Below are 3,517 nucleotides of genomic sequence, written 5' to 3'. Positions count from 1 at the left end.
TAATATATATGATATGTTCTTAAAATTAAAAAATTTAATATATTTTGTTTTATAGTACATCTATTTCAATTAGTTTACATAATTTTATTATTTTATACAGTGTTAATCATTTACTAGTACACCATTCAATGAAAATGTTCTAGGTTCAGTGATTTTAACCATAACTAATTTTCCAATTAAATCATCACTTCCACCTTCAAAATTTACAAGTTTATTTTGTCTAGTTCTACCAGCAAATTTATCTTCATTATTTTTGCTTCTTCCTTCGACCAAAACTTCAACTACTCTATTTTTATATTCATCATTTATCTCTGCTGAGATTCTATTTACTGCTTCTAATACTCTATTAAATCTTTTATGTTTTATTTCTTCTGGTATTTGATTTTCCATTTTAGCAGCAGGAGTTCCCTGTCTCTTAGAATAAATAAATGTAAATGCTGAATCATATCTAACTTTTTCAACCACATCTAAAGTATCTTCTAAATCTTCTTCTGTTTCTCCTGGAAAACCTATCATTAAGTCTGTTGAAAAAGCAATATTTGGCACTTCTTTTTTAGCTTTTTCTATTATTTCTAGATAATATTCCTTTGTATAGTGTCTATTCATTTTTTTCAGAAGACTACTACTTCCACATTGTATTGGTAAATGTAAAAATTCACACACCTTGTCACAATCTCTAATTGCATATATCACCTCATCAGATATGTCTTTAGGATGAGATGTCATAAATCTTACTCTCTCAACTCCTTCTATATCATTAACTTTTCTTAAAAGTTCTGAGAATGTAACTGGATTTTCAAGTGTTTTGCCATACGAATCTACATTTTGTCCAAGCAAAGTTATTTCTTTTGTTCCATTTGAAACAAGCTCTTTTATCTCATTAATTATATCTTCAGGTGTTCTGCTTCTTTCTCTTCCTCTTGTATATGGAACTATACAATAGGTACAGAAATTATTGCATCCATACATTATATTTACAAATGCTTTTAATTCAAATTTTCTATTACTTCTAAGACCTTCTATTACTTCTCCATCTACATCCCATACATCTACTAACATCTTGTCAGAATTTATTGATTCTGTAAGTAATTGTGGAAATTTATATAAATTATGTGTTCCAAATACAAGGTCTACATGTTTGTATTTTTTTCTTAGTTCTTCTACAACGTGTGGTTGTTGCATCATACATCCACACACAGCTATTTTCATGTTTGGATTTTTTCCTTTTAGATGCTTTAACTGACCTAAATTTCCATACACTTTTAGTTCTGCATTTTCTCTTACTGCACATGTGTTATATATTATTAGGTCGCTCTCTTCAACTATCATTGACATTTGGTATCCCATTTCTTCTAACATTGAACAAAGTTTTTCTGAATCATGTTCATTCATTTGACACCCAAAGGTTTGAGTAAACACGAGTTTTCTCTTTCCTGTTCTGTTGAAGTATTCTTCATTTTGTCTGTGTATTTGTTCTATATATTTATCTTGTTCTTGTATTTTCTCTATAGGTATTGTTACTTGTTTTCTTTTGCTCACGTCTATTCCTCCTAGTTAATTTCTTATATTACACATAACCTTAATTATATCAAATAAGAAAAATCTTTTAAAGGCATTATTAAAGTTTTAAGTATAATAAAAGACAGCTAAGTCGCTGTCCTTTATTATATTATACTTTACTTTTATATAAAAATAGATTTAAAATCAATCTATTTACAATTCTACAAAATATATTTCTATTGATATCTAATAATGTACTCAGTTTATACTATACAGGTACATTAAATTAATCTTATTTAAGAAAATGAAATAATCATAATATCTTTATAAAATAAACTTTTTATTATATCAAATATGTTTCAAATGAAATATTATAAATCATATATCTAATCAAATTTTAACTTTGGTAACTAACCCTTCTTATTGATAAATTAACAATTTTGAATAAAAATATTCCTGCAACTAAATTTATTAAAACAGCTGGTAATACTACTGTCAAGAATAAAGCTGTAAAAGAAGCTCCTGGAAGACCAACTATAGCTTGAGCAGCTAACAAAAATATTGTTCCACTTACAAGTGTTCCTATTGGCATTATAATTGCAACTACTATAGTGTCTTGTGTTTTTTTAGATAAATTTTTTATAAAAGGCATTTTATAGCTAACATATATTAATAAAAATACTATATTGGCTGTAAGAGTTTTATCTATTACATTAGGAACTTGACCTCCTGGGAAACTTGATGTAAGTGCTGTAAAAATACCTGTTACTATTCCTGCTATTAAGCAAGTTTTATAGTCATCTTTATTTAAAACTAGTATTACAAATAACATTGCTAATGGTATATCTGGTTTCATTGGTAATCCTATAGCAGGTGTAATTTGATGTATTAATAATCCCATTGCTAAAAGTATTGCGTTTAAAGTTAATTTTTTTGTATTTGTTTTCATTGCTGTATTTCCTCCTAATTTTTTTAATTTTCAATTTATTTTTTTGCCAGTTTTCTAAATCATCATCTTTAGCTTTAGAAATTCATAACATCTATTTCACCACCTTCTACATATCGAATTTTTCGTAAAATAAAAAAACTCCGTCCTAAATTAATAGGACGGAGATTATCCGCGTTGCCACCTAAATTATATAAAAATTTAATATAAAACTCAATTTTTATATATCTCATTATCAGGTACTTGCATACCCTATTCGCTATAACGTGCGACTGACGATAAAGTCTACTCTCAAAAATATGATTTCGATTTACTCCTCTAAGGCCCATTCATCAAATTTTTTCTTGCCAAGATTCCACCATCCTTAGCTCTCTATATTGAACCTAAATTTAACTACTCTTCCTTGTCATAGGATTTAATTTATTATATATTGCTTTGCCATTGAAATAATCATATTACTTTTTCTAAAAAATGTCAATATATTTTTATAATTTTTTAAATATACTACTTCTAAAACTATTTTCTAAAAAGTAATACTAATAAAAATCAATACTAATTTCTTTCTTGAAATTTTACACCTAATTCAAACTTTTTAAACTTTATTTTCAATAATTTAATTCATTTTCCTATTATTTACCTAGCTCTTTTATGTAATTTTTAAATTATTCTTAATAAATCTCATACTAATTTTATTTTTATATTTTAATAAAATCTTTTCTTATTTCTTTTAATGAGTATTACTATTATTATAGCTATAATGATAAATATCACTATTACTAACAATATCAATTTTGATATTATACTGTGTCTTTTTATACTTCTGTTACTATGTTTATTTATAATTCCATTTCTATGCTTTTTATTACTTGTACTTCGTTTTTTTAGTTTTATTTTACTTTTATTTGACCTACTGCTTCTATGTCTTTTTCTAGATTTAATAGTCTTAAACTTAGCATTACTAGATGTATAATTCGTTTGTGTTGAATAAACAGATGTACTAAAATCGCTAATAATTTCAGCTTCTACTTGTAATGGATTTACAATACTGACTACTAGTAAAAAACATATTAT

General features: G+C 25.8%; 3 protein-coding genes and 1 other annotated feature. All 3 genes read right to left on the bottom strand.

Features of this window, described 5'->3' with window-relative positions:
- Positions 1–102: 102 nt before the first annotated feature.
- Complete coding sequence (gene miaB / locus KGF50_RS20780) at positions 103–1,539, bottom strand: tRNA (N6-isopentenyl adenosine(37)-C2)-methylthiotransferase MiaB (RefSeq protein WP_227849820.1); 1,437 nt, start codon at positions 1,537–1,539, stop codon at positions 103–105.
- Positions 1,540–1,897: 358 nt separating this feature from the next.
- Entirely contained in the window at positions 1,898–2,449 is a 552-nt protein-coding gene (locus KGF50_RS20775; RefSeq protein ID WP_227849819.1) for a tryptophan transporter, read from the bottom strand.
- 151 nt (positions 2,450–2,600) lie between these two features.
- Positions 2,601–2,865 (bottom strand) — a binding site (T-box leader).
- A 283-nt stretch (positions 2,866–3,148) separates the two neighbouring features.
- Positions 3,149–3,517 (bottom strand): hypothetical protein (locus KGF50_RS20770; RefSeq protein ID WP_255655077.1); only part of this gene is annotated, 369 nt, incomplete at its 5' end.

It is taken from the genome of Clostridioides sp. ZZV15-6598 (assembly GCF_020657705.1).
GTDB classification, from domain to species: Bacteria; Bacillota; Clostridia; order Peptostreptococcales; family Peptostreptococcaceae; genus Clostridioides; species Clostridioides difficile_F.
The sequence above is the reverse complement of the archived record's forward strand: the minus strand, read 5'-3'. Positions and strand labels throughout refer to the sequence as shown.

Coding starts and splice junctions, on each gene's coding strand:
- KGF50_RS20775 (WP_227849819.1), bottom strand. CDS start 2,449: ATGAAAACAAATACAAAAAAATTAACTTTAAACGCAATACTTTTAGCA.